The 21,272-nt window shown below is 37.3% G+C and carries 19 protein-coding genes and 1 tRNA gene; 14 read left to right on the top strand and 6 right to left on the bottom strand.

Annotated features, from left to right (window positions below; translation table 11 throughout):
* Positions 1 to 14 precede the first annotated feature (14 nt).
* Positions 15 to 728, top strand: coding sequence for a LysE family translocator (locus MED217_RS18110; protein ID WP_009782017.1), 714 nt, complete (start codon positions 15 to 17; stop codon positions 726 to 728).
* A gap of 53 nt (positions 729 to 781) precedes the next feature.
* On the opposite strand, the gene MED217_RS18105 is transcribed toward MED217_RS18110, so the two are convergent.
* Positions 782 to 852: transfer RNA gene (locus MED217_RS18105), tRNA-Cys, on the bottom strand.
* Between the two features lie 92 nt (positions 853 to 944).
* Positions 945 to 1,304: a dihydroneopterin aldolase gene (gene folB / locus MED217_RS18100; protein ID WP_009782016.1), complete on the bottom strand. Its 360-nt coding sequence runs from the start codon at positions 1,302 to 1,304 to the stop codon at positions 945 to 947.
* 208 nt (positions 1,305 to 1,512) lie between these two features.
* On the opposite strand from folB, the gene MED217_RS18095 reads away from it, so the two are divergent.
* From MED217_RS18095 to MED217_RS18080, 4 genes are all read left to right on the top strand, one after another.
* Positions 1,513 to 3,543, top strand: coding sequence for a glutamine--tRNA ligase/YqeY domain fusion protein (locus MED217_RS18095; RefSeq protein WP_009782015.1), 2,031 nt, complete (start codon positions 1,513 to 1,515; stop codon positions 3,541 to 3,543).
* Positions 3,544 to 3,689: 146 nt separating this feature from the next.
* Positions 3,690 to 4,064, top strand: a complete 375-nt coding sequence (locus tag MED217_RS18090) for a YtxH domain-containing protein (protein ID WP_009782014.1) — start codon at positions 3,690 to 3,692, stop codon at positions 4,062 to 4,064.
* A gap of 6 nt (positions 4,065 to 4,070) precedes the next feature.
* Positions 4,071 to 4,469: a hypothetical protein gene (locus tag MED217_RS18085; protein ID WP_009782013.1), complete on the top strand. Its 399-nt coding sequence runs from the start codon at positions 4,071 to 4,073 to the stop codon at positions 4,467 to 4,469.
* Between the two features lie 2 nt (positions 4,470 to 4,471).
* Entirely contained in the window at positions 4,472 to 4,714 is a 243-nt protein-coding gene (locus MED217_RS18080) for a DUF6327 family protein (RefSeq protein WP_009782012.1), read from the top strand.
* A gap of 125 nt (positions 4,715 to 4,839) precedes the next feature.
* On the opposite strand, the gene MED217_RS18075 is transcribed toward MED217_RS18080, so the two are convergent.
* Positions 4,840 to 5,841 carry an SPFH domain-containing protein gene (locus tag MED217_RS18075; protein WP_009782011.1) on the bottom strand — a complete coding sequence of 334 codons (1,002 nt, stop codon included), beginning with the start codon at positions 5,839 to 5,841 and terminating at the stop codon, positions 4,840 to 4,842.
* A gap of 87 nt (positions 5,842 to 5,928) precedes the next feature.
* On the opposite strand from MED217_RS18075, the gene MED217_RS18070 reads away from it, so the two are divergent.
* The gene (locus tag MED217_RS18070) at positions 5,929 to 6,591 is read left to right on the top strand and encodes a hypothetical protein (protein ID WP_009782010.1); all 663 of its coding nucleotides are present in this window, start codon (positions 5,929 to 5,931) and stop codon (positions 6,589 to 6,591) included.
* Here MED217_RS18070 and gltX read toward each other — a convergent pair.
* Positions 6,586 to 8,100 carry a glutamate--tRNA ligase gene (gltX, locus tag MED217_RS18065; RefSeq protein WP_009782009.1) on the bottom strand — a complete coding sequence of 505 codons (1,515 nt, stop codon included), beginning with the start codon at positions 8,098 to 8,100 and terminating at the stop codon, positions 6,586 to 6,588. The two genes, MED217_RS18070 and gltX, sit on opposite strands and share 6 nt — an antisense overlap.
* 208 nt (positions 8,101 to 8,308) lie before the next feature.
* Here gltX and MED217_RS18060 point away from each other — a divergent pair, with 208 nt between their 5' ends.
* The 5 genes from MED217_RS18060 to MED217_RS18040 all read left to right on the top strand — a co-directional run bounded on the left by MED217_RS18060 (position 8,309) and on the right by MED217_RS18040 (position 15,717).
* On the top strand, positions 8,309 to 11,680 hold the full coding sequence (locus tag MED217_RS18060) for a coiled-coil domain-containing protein (RefSeq protein ID WP_009782008.1): 3,372 nt from the start codon (positions 8,309 to 8,311) through the stop codon (positions 11,678 to 11,680).
* A complete protein-coding gene (gene ybeY, locus MED217_RS18055) occupies positions 11,673 to 12,086 on the top strand; it encodes an rRNA maturation RNase YbeY (RefSeq protein WP_009782007.1) in 414 nt (137 codons plus the stop codon). Before MED217_RS18060 ends, ybeY begins: the two co-directional genes overlap by 8 nt.
* Before the next feature lie 79 nt (positions 12,087 to 12,165).
* Complete coding sequence (gene mnmG / locus MED217_RS18050) at positions 12,166 to 14,043, top strand: tRNA uridine-5-carboxymethylaminomethyl(34) synthesis enzyme MnmG (RefSeq protein ID WP_009782006.1); 1,878 nt, start codon at positions 12,166 to 12,168, stop codon at positions 14,041 to 14,043.
* Between the two features lie 54 nt (positions 14,044 to 14,097).
* Complete coding sequence (locus tag MED217_RS18045) at positions 14,098 to 14,934, top strand: class I SAM-dependent methyltransferase (RefSeq protein WP_009782005.1); 837 nt, start codon at positions 14,098 to 14,100, stop codon at positions 14,932 to 14,934.
* A 222-nt stretch (positions 14,935 to 15,156) separates the two neighbouring features.
* Positions 15,157 to 15,717 (top strand): OmpH/Skp family outer membrane protein, encoded by a 561-nt coding sequence (locus MED217_RS18040; RefSeq protein ID WP_009782004.1) that lies wholly within the window; start codon positions 15,157 to 15,159, stop codon positions 15,715 to 15,717.
* Between the two features lie 50 nt (positions 15,718 to 15,767).
* On the opposite strand, the gene MED217_RS18035 is transcribed toward MED217_RS18040, so the two are convergent.
* Positions 15,768 to 16,916, bottom strand: a complete 1,149-nt coding sequence (locus MED217_RS18035; RefSeq protein WP_009782003.1) for a DNA polymerase III subunit — start codon at positions 16,914 to 16,916, stop codon at positions 15,768 to 15,770.
* 140 nt (positions 16,917 to 17,056) lie between these two features.
* Between MED217_RS18035 and MED217_RS18030 the strand changes: the two genes are divergently transcribed.
* From MED217_RS18030 to MED217_RS18020, 3 genes are all read left to right on the top strand, one after another.
* On the top strand, positions 17,057 to 18,244 hold the full coding sequence (locus tag MED217_RS18030; protein WP_009782002.1) for a phosphoglycerate kinase: 1,188 nt from the start codon (positions 17,057 to 17,059) through the stop codon (positions 18,242 to 18,244).
* Between the two features lie 85 nt (positions 18,245 to 18,329).
* Positions 18,330 to 19,937: a lytic transglycosylase domain-containing protein gene (locus MED217_RS18025; protein ID WP_009782001.1), complete on the top strand. Its 1,608-nt coding sequence runs from the start codon at positions 18,330 to 18,332 to the stop codon at positions 19,935 to 19,937.
* 19 nt (positions 19,938 to 19,956) lie between these two features.
* Entirely contained in the window at positions 19,957 to 20,934 is a 978-nt protein-coding gene (locus tag MED217_RS18020; RefSeq protein ID WP_009782000.1) for a DUF4837 family protein, read from the top strand.
* A gap of 77 nt (positions 20,935 to 21,011) precedes the next feature.
* Here the strand turns inward: MED217_RS18020 and MED217_RS18015 are convergent, their stop codons facing one another.
* Positions 21,012 to 21,218: a Sec-independent protein translocase subunit TatA/TatB gene (locus MED217_RS18015; RefSeq protein ID WP_040533835.1), complete on the bottom strand. Its 207-nt coding sequence runs from the start codon at positions 21,216 to 21,218 to the stop codon at positions 21,012 to 21,014.
* Positions 21,219 to 21,272: the final 54 nt, after the last annotated feature.

The following is a 21,272-nucleotide window of genomic DNA, read 5'->3' as shown; positions in this document are numbered from 1 at the left end:
CTTCATACTCCTAAATGCTACAAGATATTTCAACAGCAATTCCACTGGGTTTTTTACTCGCATTTCTGGTAGGACCCGTGTTTTTTGTGTTATTAGAAACTGCTGCTTTAAAAGGTTTTAGAGCAGCTTTTCTGTTTGATATAGGTGTAGTTACAGCAGATACGGTTTTTATATTAATAGCCTATTTTAGTACCAGTCAGCTTTTAGACAAATTAAAAGATGATCCTGCACTCTACATTTTTGGCGGGATGTTACTCGCAGTCTATGGAGTGATGTCTTTTTTACGGGTCAAAAAAAATAAGCTTGACGATGATGAGCATCCTACCGTTGTAATGAGTAAGCGCAACTATTTAGGGCTTTTTGTAAAAGGGTTTTTACTCAACTTTATTAACATTGGAGTACTGGGATTTTGGTTGGTCATTTTAATTTCTGCCGGGCCTCAATTAGATATGAATGCCGAACGTTTAACGGTATTTTTTGGTTCTATCCTCACTACCTATTTGATCATTGATATTATTAAAATTCTTCTTGCTAAAAAACTACGCAGCAAACTTACACCTACCCGCATTGCTGTGATCAAGAAGATCATTAGTGTATTGATGTTTTTATTTGGTTTACTCCTTATTTCAAAAGGTTTATTTCCTTCAGAAATTCAACAGATAGAAAAGCGTATTGAAGATATTGCGCCGGAGAATGAGTTTATAGAGGGAGATTCTATTCCGTTTTAAATAAAATGCTAGGGCATAAAAAAAGACCCTTCTTAATAGAAGAGTCTTTGTTGAGGTGTCGAGCGGATTCGAACCGCTGTAGATGGTGTTGCAGACCACTGCCTAGCCACTCGGCCACGACACCCTTTTTAATTAGGACTGCAAATTTAAGTTTTTTCTTTAGATATAAAAGCTATTCAAGAGATAATCCTAAGTAGCGCAGCAGTCAGATCGATTTTACGAGCGCTTTTTACTCATAGTAACTCCCACCGAAGCCACATCTCCACCAATGGGCGGATTGATCTTGCGCACAGTAACTTTAGCTTTTGTAATTGTTGAAAGTTCTGATAAAGAACGATTTAATATACGATCACATACGTGTTCTAGAAGTTTAGAACGTTGTGCCATTTCTTCTTTAATGATTTTATTGAGATGTACATAATCTACGGTATCACTCAAATTATCTGATTGAGCAGGTAGCGAGATATCTGTATTAATTTTAAGATCTACGAGATAATCAGAACCTATTTGACCTTCTTCTACCAGACAACCGTGGTATGCATATACTTTTACGCGATTGAGTTTTATAACGCCCATAGCAGCTTATTTTTTATAGCGTAAAGATATTATTTATAAAGCAGAGCAGGAACTTGATTGTAGAGGTTTAAATAGACTGCTAATCACGTTTCAGCACGTGTATTTTTAGTATTTTTGGCAACTTATAGCGTATGTTATTTAAACAATGATGTACCACAGTTGAAGCTCGATAGACGAGTAATTCTATTTTTTCAGCATTTATTAAGCTATGGCAGAAGATTATGTAGCGCTCAATTTTTTAGAGCAGATCGTAGAAGAAGATATTACTAACGGATTTCCTAAAGAAGATTTACGCTTTAGATTTCCACCGGAACCTAATGGATATTTACACATTGGGCATTGTAAAGCTATTTGCATCAGTTTTGGACTGGGTGAGAAGTACAATGCACCGGTTAACCTGAGATTTGATGATACCAATCCTTCAAAGGAAGAACAGGAGTATGTAGATGCAATTCAGGAAGATATCAAATGGTTAGGCTTCAAGTGGGATAAAGTTTGTTATTCTTCAGACTACTTTCAGCAGTTGTATGATTGGGCCATTCAGCTTATAAAAGAAGGCAAAGCGTATATCGATTCACAGTCTAGTGAAGCGATGGCTGAGCAAAAGGGAACTCCTACAGAGCCTGGAACTAACAGTCCGTATCGGGAGCGTTCCGTAGAAGAGAATTTAGAGCTGTTTGAGAAAATGGCAAAAGGTGAATTTGCTGAAGGGGTACACGTTTTACGTGCTAAGATAGATATGCAATCGCCTAATATGCTATTGCGTGATCCCATAATGTATCGTGTTATAAACAAGGCGCATCACCGTACCGGAAATACCTGGAATATTTACCCAATGTACGACTGGGCACACGGAGAGAGCGATTATGTAGAACAAGTTTCACACAGTTTATGTTCGCTTGAATTTAAGCCGCACAGACCACTTTATGAGTGGTTTGTAGACAATGTGTATACAAACGGTATCAAACCCAAACAACGTGAATTTGCGCGCTTAAACTTGAGTTTTACGATTATGAGCAAGCGTAAGTTACTTAAGCTTGTGCAAGAAGGTATCGTAAGCGGTTGGGATGATCCAAGAATGCCTACCATTTCGGGAATTAGAAGACGTGGGTATACGCCTGCTGCTATACGTAATTTTATAGATGCCGTTGGGGTTGCAAAACGCGACAATGTGATCGATGTTTCGCTTTTAGAATTCAATGTTCGTGAAGATCTTAATAAAACAGCGCCACGGGTTATGGCTGTTTTAGATCCGGTAAAATTGGTAATCACCAATTATCCTGAAGATCAGGAAGAATGGTTAGAAGCCGAAAATAATCAGGAAGATGAAAGTGCAGGCTATAGAAAAGTGCCTTTTTCTAAAGAATTATACATCGAGAAAGAGGATTTTAAAGAAAACGCAAACAGCAAATACTTTAGACTTACCTTAGGTAAAGAAGTGCGTTTAAAGAATGCCTATATCATCAAAGGAGAGTCTGTAGTTAAGGATGCTGACGGAAACATTACTGAAATTCATTGTACATACGATGCCTATTCTCGAAGTGGAAGCGGTACCGAAGCAAGTCTGCGTAAAGTAAAGGGAACCTTGCATTGGGTTTCAATTAAGCATGCTATTAAAGCTGAAGTGCGCTTGTATGATCGCCTGTTCAATCACGAGTCTCCAGATGGTGATAAAGATGTTGACTTTATGGAGCATCTTAATCCAAATTCTTTAGAAACCATTACCGGTTATTTAGAACCAAGTCTTAGCGAGGTACAGCCGATGGATATTTTTCAGTTTCAGCGCTTAGGCTATTTCAATGTTGATAAAGACAGTACCGCTGAGCATTTAGTATTTAATAAAACGGTGGGTCTACGAGATACTTGGGCCAAAGTAGCATCAAAATCTACTAAACAAGAGCAGCCTAAAGCAGCACCAAAAAAGCAAATTCCGCAAATTCCTGCTTTAAATGAAATTAAAAAAGTAGGGAAGAAGCTGGCGCAAGTGCCAGATGAGAAGCGGGTAAAGGCGATTGCGAGAATACGTGAATTGGCTAAAGATGTAGATTATGAAGAGTTGAAAGAACTTTTCAATACTTCAGCAAAGAAAATAGGAACCCGTCTAGCAGTCTTAGAAACCTTAATTGTTTTAATTCAATTAAATAAAGTAGATCAAGCTGAAGAAGAAGTTGCTGCTTATCTTGAAGAAATGAAAACCTCAGGAAACGAACTATTAGAAAATTCGGTTAACAACCTATAATTTAGTCTTATAATAATTACAGTAAAAGGGCCCTCGCGGCCCTTTTTTAGCATACCTTTAAGGTTAATAGTCAATTTATTAACCGGTTATTAACGGAGATTAGAATTTAACATTCTTACTTTTGAGTATAACAAAAAACAATCACCATGTCAAAAACAAGTAACACCATTTTAGCATTAGTAACTGGAGCAGCAATAGGAGCAGGACTTGGTCTTTTATACGCACCAGAAAGTGGAGATAAAACCAGAAAGAAAATCTCTAAGAATGCTAAAGAAGCTAAGAAGAAATTAGAAAAGCAAATTCAAGAAACTTCAGATCACTTATCAGCTTCAGCAAAAGATGCTAAGAAGTCTTTTGATGAAAAGTTAGAAGATACCTTAAGAACTGCCAGTTCAAAAGCAGACAACATTTTGGTTTCTATGGAAAAAAAGCTTGAAGAGTTAAGAAAGAAAAATGCTAAAGCTACAGATGAGGTAGTTGAAGATGTAAAAGATGTTGATGTACCAACTGCAAAAGCATAAGCGTGGATGTCGATATTCAATATTTCAGAGCATATAAGTAAAGTATCAGACGATGCAAAAAAATATCTAAACAGTAGTCTAGAGTACTACAAATTAGATAGTTTCAAAAAAATGATGGATGGTGCCGTATCCTTGGTTAACCTAATGGTAAGCGGTAGTATTTTTCTTATTTTTATACTCTTTATATCAGTAGGTGTAGCTATCGTTATAGGAGAATCTTTAGGTAGTTTAAGTTATGGTTATTTTATAGTAGCGGGTATTTATTTGCTATTATTCATACTTTACAAATTATTTGGAAAACCTTTAATTACAGAAATTGTTTTAAAGAAGTATTCTAAAGTTTTCTTCAACGATTCAACGCAGGAAGATGTTTTAGATGAAGAATTCAAACACTTACAGGAGTAACTATGAAGGTATACAAATCATTTGACCAGATCAATCAAGATCTTAAAATTTTAAAGTTGCAACAACGGATAGATGAAGAGCAACTTAAGCTAAGTATCAAAGAGACTAAGGATTCTTTTGCACCGGTAAGTTTTGTGGCGAGTTCTGTTGGAGCTATAGTTCAGAAAACACTGGTTTTAAAAGCAGTAAATAAAATATTAGGAATCAAGAAAGTTAAGGTCAAGAATATAGACGACAAGAAATAAATTGCTATTGAAATAGAAAAATAAAAAAACCGGAGTTTATACTCCGGTTTTTTTATTTGCTACATCAAAGTATTTAATACTCTGAAGGCTTTACTTGAAAAAGTTAATTTAAAAACGATCCCAAATTATAACGAAGAAAGATCGTCATCAAAATCATCATCATAGCCAGATTCTGGTTTCGGTTTATCTTTCTTTTTTGGTGTTTTTAAACCCAATTGCTCGTTACGCTTTTTCATCTCTTCACCAATTTGGTTTGAAGCGACAAAACTCGCGATCATATTGTTAAGCATATCGCTACCCGCTTGTGGAGAATTAGGCAGTAAGATCAAATTACTGTTAGTTTCTTCACCTATTGATTGTAAGGTATCATAATGCTGTGTAACTACAATTAATGCAGAAGCTTCTTGAGAATTGATTCCTACATTGTTTAAAACCTCTACAGACTCCTCTAGACCGCGTGCAATCTCTCTACGCTGGTCTGCTATACCTTGACCTTGTAAACGCTTACTTTCGGCCTCTGCGCGCGCCTTAGCGACTATTTTAATACGTTCTGCTTCGGCTTCATATTCTGCAGCAACTTTTTCTCGTTCTGAAGCGTTAATGCGGTTCATTGCGATTTTCACTTGTTGATCAGGATCAATATCGGTAACCAGAGTTTTGATGATGTCATAACCGTAATCGGTCATCGATTGATTCAGTTCGCTTTTTACCGCGATCGCAATATCGTCTTTGCGCTCAAAAACATCATCCAATTTCATTTTTGGAACTTCAGATCGAACAACATCAAATACATAAGAAGTGATTTGATTTTGAGGATCTTCAAGTTTATAGAAGGCGTCATAAACGTTTGATTTTACAACTTGAAACTGTACCGAAATTTTTAATCGAACAAAAACATCATCTTTAGTTTTAGTTTCAACGATCACATCCAATTGCTGAATACGCAAGTTCACACGACCGGCAACTTTATCGATCAAAGGGATTTTAAGCTGAATTCCAGAATTTCTAACACTGGTAAATTTTCCGAAGCGTTCGATAATTGCAGCCGTTTGTTGTTTGACAATGAAAACTGCTGAAATCAAGACAATTATCCCTAAAAACAGAAAAATAGGCACAAAATAGCTCATATTATAAGTTTTAATTATTAAAAAAGGCAAGTATATTCTTACTAAAAATACAATACATTTGTCGCCCATTTTAAAAATTCGTAACACTTGAGGCCTTTTTTCTTTTTTCTTCTAATTCTAAGTACGTTTTCAATTCACGCACAACGTCACAAATATGATTCTAATAGAATAGGCGTTCAGGGTCAATATGCACTGCTCGACCTTAATTCTTCAAATTTTGAGACCAATCAGGAAGCCGGTTTTTTAGTAGGCTTATCTAAACGATCTGCATTTTATAACAACTTCGATTTGATTTTTGGAGTAGATTTTATGCAAACTTCTATAAGTATGAATGCCAGAGGAGAAGCTTCAACTGTTGAAAAAGTTGAATATACTTGGAGTGGGGCACAGGTTAAACTTTTGCTGAGCTATTTGATCGCAGGAGATCATTTAAGTCTAGAAGTAGGACCAATAGTTCAGGTTAATGGTAAAATGGAATTAGATGATGTAAATCAAAGTGATTTTGTACTTCAAAATTATACAAGTCTAACAGCTGAAGACATACAGGAGTGGTCTCGTGTAAATGGGTTAGTAACCGTAGGCTTGAGCGCAGGTTTTACACATGTGCGTTTGACTGCAAATTACCAATACGGTTTTACCAATGCTTTGAACAAGCTGAATGATGAGGGATTAGAATTAAAAGATCCTGCAGCAACAAACTTTGAAGGAAATCTAGGACTTATTACTGCAGGAATCGTGTTATATCTATAGCGTTTCTATCGCAAAGCGAATGCGTTCTAAAGTTTTTGCTTTACCAATGGTCGCAGCAATGTCAAACACATCGGGTCCAGACATAGAACCTACAAGACTTAAACGTAGAGGTTGCATTACTTTACCAAAACCTAGACCTTCATTTTGAATCCAGCCTTTTACATTAGCAGAAAGGTTTTGAGCAGTAAAATCTTCAGTTTCTGAAATGATTTTTGACAAGGAGGTCATAATCGTGCCGGTATCTTCTTTCCAAGCTTTTTTGGCTGCTTTTTCATCATAAGAAGTTGGTCTTTCAAAAAAGAAATTACCTTGTTCCCAAAGGTCTGCAATAAAAACAGCACGTTCTTTAACCAGATGAATTACCTGCTTTACATACGCATCGTCAACGTCAAAACGTTTTTCTTTTAAAATGGCTTGAAAACCTGAAACTAATGATTCATCAGTAGCATTGTGCAAATGCTGTTGTTGAAACCACTTTGTTTTTTCAGGATCAAATTTGGCTCCAGATTTATGTACGCGGCTCAGTTCAAAATCCTGAATGAGTTCTTCTAAAGCATAAATTTCTTTTTCGGTACCTGGATTCCATCCTAAAAAGGCAAGCATATTTACTACCGCTTCCGGCAAATAGCCATCTTCACGATATCCGGCTGATAGGTCTCCAGATTTAGGATCTTTCCATTCAAGAGGAAAAACAGGGAATCCCATTTTATCACCATCACGTTTGCTCAATTTTCCTTTACCTACGGGTTTCATAATCAAAGGTAAATGCGCAAACTGTGGAGTTTCCCAACCAAAAGCGCGATAAAGCATAACGTGTAAAGCAAGAGATGGAAGCCATTCTTCGCCACGAATTACGTGTGTGATTTCCATAAGGTGATCATCAACTATGTTGGCCAAATGATACGTTGGCATACCATCTGCTTTAAATAAAACTTTATCGTCAAGTAAGCTCGTATCCACTTCAACCGAACCACGAATCAAGTCTTCGAGTTCCAGGATTTCGCTTTGCGGTGATTTAAACCGAATCACATAATCTTCTCCGGCTTCAATTCTTTTTTGAGTTTCCTCAGGAGACAGGTTCAGAGAATTATCTAATTGCTCACGGTTGTGCCAATTGTAGATGAAGGTTTTGCCTTGTTCTTCGTGATCTTTGCGATGTGCATCAAGAGCTTCAGCAGTATCAAATGCATAGTAAGCATCTCCTGATGCGATGAGTTTTTCAGCAAAAGCAAAGTATTTATCCTTGCGCTCACTTTGGCGATAAGGACCAAAACCACCTTCTTTTCCTGGTCCTTCATCATAAGGAATTCCGCACCAGTTTAGCGCTTCAACAATATAGTTTTCTGCGCCTTCAACGTATCGGTTTTGATCGGTGTCTTCAATTCTAAGAACAAAGGTTCCGTTATTTTTTTTGGCAAATAAATAGTTATATAATGCTGTTCTTACACCACCTATGTGTAAAGGTCCGGTAGGGCTTGGTGCAAAACGCACACGTACATTTTGATGCATATAGAAATTTTAGGATGCAAAGGTACTTAATATCAGCAAGTGTCGCACATCACAAGTTCACTGTTACGTATTCTTAAGGATATAATTTTAATAAGCTTAAAATCAAGGATTTTTAGGTTTACAGGCTTGTGTATTTCATGCGTAGCGGCTATAATATATTATCGTAGTTTTAGTTATTGAAATATAAATAGATTAAATCAGAGCCATTTTGCACCAATTAGAGGCCAAATTAGAGCGTTTTATTCGAAAATATTACAAGGATGAACTCCTTAGAGGATTGCTATTTTTTATCGCGATTGGCCTGGCCTATGTACTGTTGGTTTTGGGTATCGAATATTTCTTTTGGCTCAACACTTGGGGTAGGGGAATTCTTTTTTGGTCCTTTGGAGGGATAGAAGCGCTTTTGTTGATTCGGTTTATTGGGATCCCGATTTTGCGTTTGTTTAAATTATCTAAGGGAATCGACTACAGTGAAGCTTCAAAATTGATTGGAAATCATTTTCCCGAAGTAAAAGATAAATTATTAAATACGTTACAATTACAAGCGACCGCTCAAACTTCAGATTTGGCTAGGGCGAGTGTTTTACAAAAAAGTAAAGAGCTCGAGCCAATTCCGTTTACGTTGGCCATTGATTACAAAAAGAATTTAAAATACTTGAAATACGCGCTTATTCCGGTACTCATTTTTGTGGGAATCAGTTTAAGCAGCGGAGTTTCTCTTTTTAGTGAGAGTGCAAACAGAGTGCTGGATTATAAAACCCATTATTCACCACCGGCACCGTTTTCTTTTCATTTGAAAGATCCCGGACAAAAAGTTATTGAAGGTCAGCCTGTAGATATTCAGGTAGAGGTGGAAGGCGATAAGTTACCAGAAGAGGTAATGATCGAGCTTAATGGAGTGTCTTATTTTATGCAGAAAAAAGGCACTGGGATCTTTGAGTATATCGTAGCGCAAGCTTCTGAAGATCTTGATTTTTATTTTGAAGGGAATGGATTCAGTTCAAGGAATTACCGCTATACATTAGTGAATACCCCAGCGATTTCAACCTTGAGCGTGAAATTGGATTTTCCTAAATATTTGAATAGAGCCGATGAGTTGGTTGAAAATACAGGGAATATCACCATTCCTGAAGGGACCCAAGTGCAATGGATGTTAGATACCCGAAACACCGATAAGGTAGAATGGATTGCAGATTCGGCGTATGTTTTTAAACAGGACATAAATGAATTTACTTTTGACAGTCAGTTATTCCGTTCTGTGGATTATAGCATTGCTGCGAGTAACGATGGTTTAGAGCGTTATGAGCAATTAAATTATCAAATAGAGGTCATACGTGACGGGTATCCTGAACTAGATCTTGAAGTAAGAAAGGATACACTTGGTGATGATGAAACTTATTTTAGAGGAAATGTAGCAGACGATTATGGATTACGCGATGTTAAATTGGTTTATTATAATGAAAATCAGATAGATAATAGTTTTACAATTAATATTCCGGTCAAAAAGACCACGGTTGATCAATTTTATTTTGCCTTTCCGGGTGATTTGCAATTGACTCGTGGGGTTTCTTACACTTATTATTTTGAAGTACGGGATAATGACGCATTGCATGGTTTTAAAAGCACGCGTTCTGAGACGTTTTCCTTTCAATCTTTGACAAAGGAAGCCGCCGTTGATAAACAACTCGAATTGCAAAAAACATCTTTAGATGGTCTTGATAAATCTGTTGAACGTATGCAGGATCAAGAACGTGATTTAAAAGAATTACAGAACCTTCAGAAGGAGAAGGAAAATTTAGATTTTAATGATAAGCGCAAAATAAAATCATTTTTAAGTAGACAAAAGGCACAAGAGGAAATGATGCAATCTTATGCTGAAAAGTTGAAAAAAAGCTTGAATGCTTTAGACGAACTTTCAGAGTCACCCTCAGAAAAAAGTAAGGCTTTAAAAGAGCGTTTAGAAAAGAACGAGGAGCAACTTAAAGAGCAAGAAAAACTTGTAGATGAGTTATCTAAACTTCAGAATTTGATGGAGGAAGATGAACTCAAAGATAAGCTTGATGAGATGGCTAAGAATTCTAAGAATTCGAGTCGATCTATGAATCAATTACTCGAACTTACCAAGCGCTTTTTTGTACAGACTAAAGGTGAACGAATAGGGCGTTCGTTAAATAAATTAGGGAGTGAGCAAGAGAAAGAAGGAAGTAGTGATAATCCACAATTAGATAAACAGAAAGAACTTTATGAATCTTTTGAAAGCTTGAAGAGGGAACTTGCTGATTTGAAACAAGAGAATCAAGAATTAAGTAAACCCATAGATATTCCCGAAGATCAAAAATTAGAAGAAGAGATTCAGCAAGCGCAAGAAAAGGCCGTGAAAAATTTAGAGAATCCTGAAGATTCAAAGTCTCAAGAGGATGCAAAATCCAGTCAAAAGAACGCAGGGAAGAAGATGCAGAAAATGGGTCAAAAGTTGATGCAGCAAATGGCTTCTGGCGGTGGAGGTGATGTTGAGCAATTACAAGAGGATGTCGAAATGTTGAGACAGATTTTAGATAATTTGGTTATTTTTTCTTTTGATCAGGAGGATTTAAAAGATAAGTTCTCAAATATTGATAATGGCAATCCTTCATTCTCTAAATATTTGGTCAAACAGAATCAATTGAGAGAGAATTTTGAACACATTGATGATAGTTTGTTTGTATTGTCATTACGCAATCCTAGCATTCAAGAGGACATAAATGAGCAATTAACAGAGATTACCTACAATCTTGATCAAAGTTTGGAGCGTCTAGCAGACAATGATATTGTAAAAGGGGTAGCTAGTGAACAATATGTTTTTGCTGGAGCAAATACTTTAGCAGATATGCTTTCAGATATTCTAGATAATATGCAAGCAGAATTATCTTTTGCAATGGGTTCTGGTAGCTCTGGTGCACCTATGCCGTTCCCTAGTGGAGGAAAAGGTAGCGGAAAACAACTATCTGATATCATTATGTCGCAGAAACAACTTCAAGAAAAATTGGGTCAAGGAGAAAAGGAGGGTCAAACCGGTGAAAGTGGGAATCAAGGGGAAGATGGAAAAGAGGGTAAAGAAGGTGAAGGAGCTGGTGGTGAATCTGGAGATGAAAATCAAGGACAAGGACAAAATGAAGGCGGTTCATCTGAGTCTGAATTAGCCAGACAATATGAGATTTATAAACAGCAAGAAGCTATAAGAAATCAGTTAGAAGATATGCTTCAGCAAACTGGGATGGACGAAGAAACCCAACGAGTATTACAATATTTAGAGTCGATTGAAGATGATTTGTTGAGTGGCGATTCCGATGTGGCTAAGCGTAAGATGAATGAAGTAATTCAGCAGTTTTTAAAGATGGAAGAAGCGGAGCAGGAGAAGGATCAAAACAATCAAAGGGAATCTGAAAGTACTAGTAAGGTATACAATAATACAACGTCAAATGCCATTCCTGAAGCGAAGCGCTATTTTAATTCCAAAGAGATTTTGAATAGAGACAAATTGCCTTTACAGGATAATTATAAACTAAAAGTTAAACGATACTTCAAGAAGGATAATGATTGAATTTAGTAGTCAAAATGATTTTGTTTTAGAACAGTCTGAACGTGTTGAAAGTTGGCTAAAAGCAGCAGCGCTTAAAGAGTCTTATGGAATAGATAGTTTGGGTTATGTTTTTTGTTCAGATGATTTTCTTTTAGAAATAAATCAGCAATTTTTAGACCACGATACGCTAACAGATATAGTCACTTTTGATTATACCGAAGGTACTATTTTAAATGGCGAGATCTACATTAGTACCGATCGTGTTGCTGATAACGCAAAGGATTTTAATGTAGATTTTGACACAGAATTGCGCCGTGTAATCATACACGGTTTGTTGCATATGTGCGGTTACGGTGATAAGACCGATGATGAGAAATCCAATATGCGCAAGAAGGAAGATGAGTATCTAGCACTATGGGCTGTATAGGCTATGGTCTTCCCTTTAATTTTCAGTATCTTTGCGCCCATTTTTTAAGGAAGTATAATTAAATGTTTCACGTGGAACAATGAGTTTTTTTGAAGATATATACGATGTGATTGTTGTGGGAGGTGGCCACGCAGGTTGTGAAGCCGCAGCTGCGGCTGCCAATTCTGGAAGCAAAACATTATTGGTTACGATGAATTTGCAAACCATCGCGCAAATGTCTTGTAATCCTGCTATGGGAGGAATTGCAAAAGGACAAATCGTACGCGAGATTGATGCACTAGGTGGTTATAGCGGAATTGTTTCTGATAAAACTGCGATCCAATTTAAGATGCTTAATAAAAGTAAAGGACCTGCAATGTGGAGTCCACGTGTGCAAAGTGACCGTATGCGTTTTGCTGAAGAATGGCGTTTGATGTTAGAGAATACTGCTAATCTTGATTTTTATCAGGAGATGGTAAATGGTCTTTTAGTCGAAGGTGATCGGGTTGCTGGCGTGCGTACTTCTTTAGGAATCGAGATCAAATCTAAGTCGGTAATTCTGACTAACGGAACTTTCTTAAACGGACTCATTCATATTGGTGAGAAACAATTTGGAGGTGGTAGAGCAGGGGAGCGTAAGGCAACTGGCATTACTGAACAATTAGTTGATTTAGGTTTTGATTCAGGTAGAATGAAAACCGGAACACCTCCACGTGTTGATGGTAGAAGTCTTGATTTTTCAAAAATGATCGAGCAGCCTGGTGATGAAGATCCACAAAAATTCAGCTTTAGTAATGCAACAAAGCCATTGACAAAACAGCGTTCTTGTCAAATGAGTTATACGAGTCCCGAGGTGCATAATTTGCTTCGTGAAGGCTTTGACCGTTCGCCTATGTTTAATGGTAGAATTCAAAGTACAGGGCCAAGATATTGTCCTTCGATAGAAGATAAGATTAATCGTTTTGCAGATAAAGATCGTCATCAATTGTTCGTTGAGCCTGAAGGTTGGAATACTATTGAATATTATGTAAATGGTTTTTCTACTTCCTTGCCAGAAGAAGTTCAGTTTAAGGCATTGCGTCAAGTTTCAGGTTTTGAAAATGTGAAGTTCTTTAGACCAGGTTATGCGATCGAATATGATTACTTCCCACCAACGCAGTTGAAGCATACGTTAGAAACTAAATTGGTTGACGGTTTATATTTCGCTGGTCAAATTAACGGAACCACGGGTTATGAAGAAGCAGCTTCTCAAGGTCTGGTTGCAGGATTAAATGCGAGTTTAAAAGTTCAGGAAAAAGATCCGTTCATCCTGAAAAGAGATGAAGCGTATATAGGCGTTTTGGTAGATGATTTGATTACCAAAGGAACCAAAGAGCCGTATCGTATGTTTACTTCGCGAGCAGAATATCGCACGTTATTACGTCAAGATAATGCCGATGCTCGTCTTACTCCTCGATCTTTTGAGGTTGGTTTGGCTAGTAAAGAGCGTATGCAAGCTCTTGAGAAGAAAGAAGCACAAGCGGTAAATCTTGTTGAATTTTTCAATACAACTAGTATTCAGCCTGAAGAAGCCAATCCGGTTTTAGCTGAAAAAGGAACAACACCGATGAAGCAATCAGATAAAATGGTTAAGATTTTTAGCCGACCTCAGATAGCTTTAGAGGATATGCTTTCATTTAAAGATGTAAAGGAATACGTTGCTGAAAACAATCTCGAGACTGAAGTTTTAGAACAAGCCGAAATCCGAATCAAATATTCGGGTTACATTGAAAAGGAAAAGGCGAACGCAGATAAATTACAGCGATTAGAAAATATCAAGATTCCAGACAATTTTGATTATACTAAACTAAAATCGCTTTCGTATGAAGCACGTGAGAAGTTGACAAAAATTCAGCCAACAACTATTTCTCAAGCTTCACGGGTAAGTGGTGTTTCTCCGAGTGATATTTCGGTAATGCTCGTTTATATGGGACGCTAATTTTTTAGTTCCACGTGAAACACTTTTCATTTATTTCTTCAAAAATCTCATTCGTTGACTAAAAAGACCAATTTAAAAATCAAAGATTATTCTGTTTCTAAAGAAGAATTTGATTTGATTTATGATGAAAAGTTAGATAAGTATGCTACACTTCCTGTTCCAGAAAATTTGGATCAGTATTATTTAAGTGAGGATTACATTTCGCACACCGATTCAAAAAAAGGTCTTTTTGAAAAAGCATATCACTTCATTAAGCGATTTATGCTGAAGAAAAAATTGCAATTAGTTTCTTCTCGAGTAGCTCAAGGAGCACTTTTAGATATTGGAGCAGGAACCGGTGATTTTTTAAAACAAGCAAAAAATGAAGGGTGGAAGGTAACCGGAATTGAACCTTCGCCAGATGCAAGAAAAAAAGCTTCGGAAAAAGGAATCGCGCTTTTTCAAAATATAGATGCGGTAAGCACGCAAAAATTTGATGCGATCACGATGTGGCATGTTTTAGAACATGTTCCAGATTTACAACATCAAATCGAATGGTTAAAAAATCATTTAAATAAAAATGGTGTTTTGTTTGTTGCTGTTCCCAATTTCAATTCTTTAGACGCGAAACATTATAAAAATTTTTGGGCTGCTTGGGACGTACCAAGACACTTACATCATTTTTCTGCAAAGAGTATAAAAAGCTTGTTTGAAGCACACGGATTTATTTTAGAAGAAAGTAAGCCGTTAGTTTTTGATTCGTTTTATGTAAGTCTGTTATCTGAAAAATATAAGGCATCTTCTTTCTTTCAACCTTGGTCAGCATTTTTAACCGGTTTACGATCAAATTGGAGTGCAAGACGCTCTGGTGAGTATTCTTCCTTGATTTATGTCTTAAAATTGAGTAAATAATCAAAATAAAGCGTTTTTAGGGCTTTCTGTGCTTTAATACGACTATTTATATGTGGAAATTCTTAAAACAGCTTAAATCATCTTATTTAAACCTAAAAATAATAAGATTTAATTATTACAAGGAGTTTTACTATTTGTTTTTACAATAACTAAGATTTTGCAGTAAAATGGTACTTATCTGAACCAACTAATTACATTTGCAACAAAATCTAAAAATCTAATATGAAAACTAAATTCAGTCTTTTATTAATTGCCCTTGTTTTGGCGAGTTGTTCAAAATCAAAATCTGGTTTTGTCGATACGCAGAAACTTTTTGAAGAATACACCGAGATGACCGAAGTTCAGGATAAGTACAATAAATTGAGCGAAGAGATCCGCGGAGAGCTTCAGCCTAAAATTCAGGCATTTCAAATAAAAGTCGATTTATATCAGAAAAATGCACAATCTATGAGTCCGTCAGAGCGCCAGGCCAAAGAGCAAGAATTGGGAGCATTACAGCAAGAAATTCAGCAAATGCAACAAGCGCGTGGTGGACAAATTCAGCAAGAGAGTCAAGCGGCTGTTGATTCTGTAATTACAAAGGTTCGCGATTTTATCGACACTTACGGAGAAGAGAACGGTTATGATTATATCTACGGAAAAAATGATAGCGGAAATATTCTCTACGGAAAAGCAGCATTAGATATCACAGATGAAGTTTTAAAAGCTTTAAATACTGCTTACAGTGGTGCTCCTGCAGAAACTCCTGCAACAGAAGTAGAAGACACAACTTCTGCAGAATAATATTTGAACCAATTGGTTTTAAAAAGGCAGCTCTTAAGAGCTGCCTTTTTTTATGCTTTTGTATGTAATAAACGAGTGAGTTTTATAGAGAGATCAGTTAAAACGATCTTGGCATTACCATTCCGTTCAATGTGATACGCTGCAGTTTGCAATTCTTCGATAAGTGAATTGATGTTGTTACCGTGTATAAATGGGGCAAATTTAGCCAGTTCAAATTGGGTTACCGGCTGTAAATACACCAATTCTTTAGCATTATAATTCAATAACATGGCTTGCCTAAAAAAATCTTCACAGTAGCCTAAAAAACTCTTTTGTGTTTCTCTACCTTTTGAAGCAATATTCTCACTCCACGCGATCAGATCAATGATGGCTTTTTTATTTCCGCGTGCTTTAAAAGCTGTGCGCACCCAACTTACAAACCAAGTTTCAAACTCTTCTTCATCGCTGCTATGGTCCAATAAATGTAGAGCAAGATTATAATCTCCGTGTGCTTTAATAGCCAACTTTTTCGCTTCAGCAGCATCGCAATTATGCTCGTTGATCAAGGCATTTTCTAAAGCTTCGGCTGCAAGAGGAGGGAAGCGCAAGACTTGACAACGCGATTTGATGGTGTCAATTATTTGATCTTCATTTTCGGCAATAAGGAGGAAAATGGTCTTTTGCGGTGGTTCTTCAATCAGTTTTAGAAGCTTGTTGGACGCAGCATTGTTCATCTTGTCAGCCATCCAAATGATCATTACTTTAAAGCCCCCTTCGTACGATTTAAGTGATAACTTTTTTACAATATCTTGAGCTTCATCAACCCCAATTTTTCCCTGTTTTTTTTCAATACCGATGTGTCGGTGCCAGTCGTACAAACTTCCGTAGGGATTTTCCTGAATAAATGCGCGCCATTCCTTAGCAAAATTATCAGAAACAGGATGTGATTTTACCGTGTCATTAGGAGCCACGGGATATGCAAAATGTAAATCGGGATGCGCTAGATGATCAAACTTTAGATTGCAAGCTGCAGATCCGCCTGTATTTTCACCTTCGGTATTATTGCAAATAAGGTATTGCGCATAGGCGAGCGCACACGGTAAAACACCGCTACCACTAGCACCTACAAAGAGTTGTGCATGTGCGACACGACCGCGGTCTACACTGGTTGTAAGATGTTTTTTAATGAAATTTTGCCCGAGAATTGATTGAAATTGCATGCGCCAAATATAACAGAAATGTAACGTATTTTTTGGCGCTATCCGTTATATTTGTTTGTTCAGTATTGGCTTAACAGCGATATCGTGTTAGGCCGTTAACCAACTAGTTAATTACCAAAATCACAAATAATACAGATTACATGAAAACCATCGACGATTTTAATTTTGAAAATAAAAAAGCATTAATCCGTGTAGATTTTAATGTGCCTTTAGATGAGAATCATCAGGTTACCGATACTACGCGTATTGAAGCCGCAAAACCTACAATTTTAAAAGTTTTAGAAGATGGTGGTTCGGCGATTTTAATGTCTCACTTAGGAAGACCTAAAAACAATGAGCCTGAGTTTTCTTTGAAGCACATTGTAGCCAAAGTTTCTGAAATCATTGGCGTTCAGGTGAAATTTGTAGAGAACTGTGTAGGTGCTGCAGCAGAAAAAGCAGCTTCAGAATTGGAGCCTGGCGAAATTTTATTGCTTGAGAACCTGCGTTATCACGATGAGGAAACGGCCGGAGATAAAGGCTTTGCAGAACAGCTATCTCAATTGGGAGATATTTATGTAAATGACGCCTTTGGTACGGCGCACAGAGCGCATGCCTCAACGACCATTGTAGCGCAGTTTTTCCCGGAGAAAAAATGTTTTGGTTACTTACTGGCTAAAGAAATCGAGAGCATTGATAAAGTGCTTAATGACAATGAGAGTCCGGTTTTAGCCATTTTAGGAGGCGCAAAAGTTTCTTCAAAAATCACCGTGATCGAGAATGTTCTTGATAAAGTTGACGATTTGATTCTTGGAGGTGGAATGGCGTATACATTTATCAAAGCACAAGGAGGTCAAATTGGGAGTTCGATCTGTGAAGATGATAAACAAGAACTCGCTTTAGATATATTGAAAAAAGCTAAAGAAAAGAATGTAAACGTTCATTTGCCGGTTGATGTTCTTGCAGCAGATAGCTTTTCAGAATTTGCAAATACTAAAGTAGAACCGATCAATGAAATTCCTGACGGATGGCAAGGACTTGATGCAGGACCAAAATCACTAGAGAATTTTGCTCAAGTGGTAAAAAATAGCAAGACCATTCTTTGGAACGGGCCTTTAGGTGTTTTTGAGATGGAACCTTTTGCTAAAGGAACAATCGCTCTTGGTGATGCAATTGCAGAAGCAACAAACAACGGAACCTTCTCACTTGTTGGAGGAGGAGATAGCGTAGCTGCCGTAAAACAATTTGGCTTTGAAAATAAAGTAAGTTACGTTTCTACCGGTGGTGGTGCAATGCTAGAAATGCTTGAAGGTAAAGAGCTTCCGGGTATTGCAGCAATTCGTGAATAAAAATTAGTATTCAGGACTTTCTTCTGGGTGTTTTAGATTTTGAACAAAAAATACGACTTTAGCGTTTGCATCGTTGTAAACACATATGAAAAAACGCTATTGTCTCGGTTATGCATTTGTAGTCATGACCTCGTTGGCATCTTATGCCCAGAAGAAAAATCCTAAGGCAGCAACGCTGCAGGTTTCTCAGACGCTACCTATCGTCGATACGGTAGAACTCAAACAACTCATGCGCGAGCTTAACAGTGCTAACGGGCATGTGGTACAAAAGGTTCCTGAACCTTTCTTATTTAAAGAGGTAAAATGGGACAGTACTTCAAAAAAACTCAACGATCGTAAATTTCCTGCTAAAGTTGATAAACTTTGGCTAGAAGAACTTACTACAAACACACTTTACGACGATATGGCGTCTTTAGTTGATGATACCAACTATGAAGACGTTGAATACCCAGAACTCACCACAGAAGTGCTTAAAAAGCGCCTTGCAGCTCTTGATGCACGCACTCCGTTTAACGTTGAGTATAATCCTTCTTTAGAGAATGTCATCAAAGGCTATTTAAAGCGCCACAAACCTACTTTAGAACGCTTGATGGGATTATCTCAATTCTATTTTCCCGGGTTTGAGCAGACTTTAGACAAGCACAATATGCCTCTGGAACTAAAATATCTGGCCATTGTAGAATCTGCATTGCGACCGCGCGCAAAGTCTAGAGTAGGAGCTACGGGGATGTGGCAATTTATGTTCAATACCGGGAAATTATACGGATTAGACATTAGTTCGTATGTAGATGAGCGTATGGATCCTATCCTTTCTACCGAAGCTGCTGCGCAATATTTATCTAAACTTCACGAGATTTTTGGGGATTGGGATTTGGCTTTGGCAAGTTATAATTCAGGACCGGGAAATGTAAGTAAAGCCATTCGTCGCAGTGGCGGAAGAACCAATTACTGGAATATCAGACATCATCTTCCACGGGAAACGGCAGGCTATATTCCGGCATTTTTAGCAACGATGTATATTTTTGAATATGCTGAAGAACACGGGTATCACCCGGCACAACCCGATGTAAATTATTTTGAAACCGATACGATCAAAGTAAAAGAAACCATCACATTACAGCAAGTTTCAGCATATACCGGGGTTTCGCTTGAAGAGCTTCAGTTTTTAAATCCGGCATATAAATTAGATATCATACCGTATGTTGAAGATGAAAATTATTATTTGCGCTTGCCGGTAACCGCTGTTGGACCTTTTGTTGCCAATGAAGATAATATCTATCAACGCGCAAAAAAAGAGCTTGAGCGGGACGAAGAAACCTTACCAAAATATCTTGAAGTACCTACAAGTATTACCTATCGCGTACGCAGTGGCGATTATTTAGGAAAAATTGCAGAGCGTTATGGTGTAGGAGTTTTTCAGATTAAACGTTGGAATAATTTACGCTCTAATAATTTGCGTATCGGTCAGCGGCTCACCTTATATCCCAGCAAACCAGTAGCTTCGGCATCCTCTTCAAGTGCGTCAAAATCAACTTCCGGAGAAGGTCAAAAGAAATATGTTGTTCAGAAAGGCGACAGTTTATGGAAGATCGCGCGCAAATTTCCCGGCGTAAGTGCAGAGAACCTTAAAGTTTGGAACGATATTAGCGGTAATAAACTCAAACCGGGAATGACTCTGGTTATAGCTAACTAACACTAAACAATTTTATGCTATGCAAAAACTAATTCTTGCCTTTGTCTTATTTGCTTTTATAGCCTGTGACGACAAGCCTTCAGGCAAAATTTTATCGGCTTCTTCTGGGGCTCTGAATAACCTTACGGTGGTAATGCCAAATGATATGTGGGAAGGACCGGTAGGAGAGAGTATTCGTGAGAAACTTGCGGGACCTGTAAATGGTTTGCCACAGGTAGAACCTATGTTTGCAATTAATCAAATGCCTAGCGAAGCTTTTTCTGGCTTTATGCGTAAGCAACGTACTTTTTTAAAAATTGAACAAGCAGATTCGGCTTCAATAGAAGTCGTGAACGATGAGTACGCGCGACCTCAAACCGGTATTTTGGTTAAAGGCCCTACCGAAAGTGCGATTATTAATATCATTCAGCAGGATAGTGCCAAAATCGTAAATACGATTAAAGAAACCGAATTTACAGAGAAAATACGACGCGTAAGTCTTTCTCTTAAAGAAGATAAGCCGTTGACAGATGCTTTTGGAATCACTATGAAATTTCCTTCTGCATACCGTTATGCTAAAGACGATGATGGGTTTTTCTGGATCAGAAAAGACATTCCCAATGGGGATATGAACATCACGGTTTACGAAGTTCCGTACAATATGATCGATCGGGATTCCAATACTATTGGTTCATTGATCAAAATGCGTGATTCAATAGGAGGCGATAATATTACGGTAAGTGAAGGAATGCGTTTTATTACAGAAGCCGCTTTTGCACCATATCTTTCTGAAACTACAATAGACGGTAAACCGGCGTATCAAATGAAAGGAATGTGGGAAGTAAAAGGGCGATATATGGCGGGACCATTTGTAAACTTCACTGTAGACGATAAAGAAAACGATCGTTATTTGGTATTAGAAGGCTTTGTTTTCAAACCTTCAGCAAATAAAAGAGATAATATTTTTGAGCTGGAATCTATTCTGCGATCTGTCAAATTCGTGGACAAAACCGAATAATCTAGCTCAGTATAATGCATTAAAAAAGCGCTTTAGATTTCTAAAGCGCTTTTTTAATTTCTTTTTAAAAGAACTACTTATGATTTTTTCTCTTCTAGAGTCTCGTCAGATTTGTGAGATGCTTCATCATCTTTAGAGGCATCTTTAAATTCTTTAATACCGCTACCAAGCCCTCTCATCATCTCTGGTATTTTCTTACCTCCAAAAAGTAAGAGAATTACAACCACGATAAGCCCTATTTGCCAGGGTCCTACCATTCCTAAAAATATTGCTAATGCATTCATATCATGATAATTTAGATGGTAAATATAACAAGAAATCATAAGAATAGACCGTTC

It is taken from the genome of Leeuwenhoekiella blandensis MED217, from assembly GCF_000152985.1.
GTDB classification, from domain to species: domain Bacteria; phylum Bacteroidota; class Bacteroidia; order Flavobacteriales; family Flavobacteriaceae; genus Leeuwenhoekiella; species Leeuwenhoekiella blandensis.
Note: the sequence above shows the minus strand (reverse complement) of the source record. Positions and strands in the feature narration are given on the sequence as shown.